Here is a 736-nt window from a genome sequence, read left to right as displayed (position 1 = left end):
ATATTCTTCGTCACAATGTCGGCGCGCGCCAAGCCAGACGCCGCGCCCGACAGCGTTCTCACCTTCGCCGAGATCACTGCGCTCAGCCGGATTGACGCGTCCCGAACGCGACCACGCCTCCAACGGCCCACGCTCGCCGCCTACCTGCTGCAAATTGCCATGCTTGGAGGCTATCTCGCCCGCAAACATGATCCGCCTCCCGGCAACATGGTCGTCTGGCGAGGCATGACCCGCTTGCACGACATCGCCTTCGGCATCCCCATCGGATCAAGCGGACGATTTGAGTAATCGAAAGCTTCACGTGATGGGTACGGATCGATAGGCGCGCCAATCGCGGCAAGGGTGGCGGCGCACTCGTGGTGCGCCAGAGTTGAGTTCGCCGCGGTCGAATCTCCGCGCTGCTTCAGCCGCCGTCCGATGCCAAAAAGCTGCAGTGGAAGACCGCTACGGTTTCTTATTAATCCTTCATGAATGAAGGAATGAAGCCGCAATCCCGCCCAAGATGCAATGGATAAAAGCTTGCGATCCGCATCGATCAGGAGCTTCCTTGTCGCGATGCCGCTCGCGAGCGAAAAAATAATCGCCGCTGATGATGCTTTCGAAGAGGCCAGATCGCAGGATGTCACGCGCGCGTCCGCGGCGAGAATAATCTAGAGCGGCGGACGTTCATGTGAGTCCATATCCTGCGGCAGTGAAGTAGTTTCTGCATTCTGTTGGAGAGAGAGATTGCAGATAT

Annotated in this window: 1 pseudogene; it reads left to right on the top strand. The window is 58.2% G+C overall.

The features are described from left to right. Window positions 1-288, top strand: a pseudogene (locus tag NKH60_RS35020) (IS4 family transposase); the annotation flags it as partial. Between the last annotated feature and the right edge of the window lie 448 nt (window positions 289-736).

This window comes from Mesorhizobium sp. M1006 (assembly GCF_040318825.1).
Lineage (GTDB): Bacteria > Pseudomonadota > Alphaproteobacteria > Rhizobiales > Rhizobiaceae > Mesorhizobium.
Note: the sequence above shows the minus strand (reverse complement) of the source record. Positions and strands in the feature narration are given on the sequence as shown.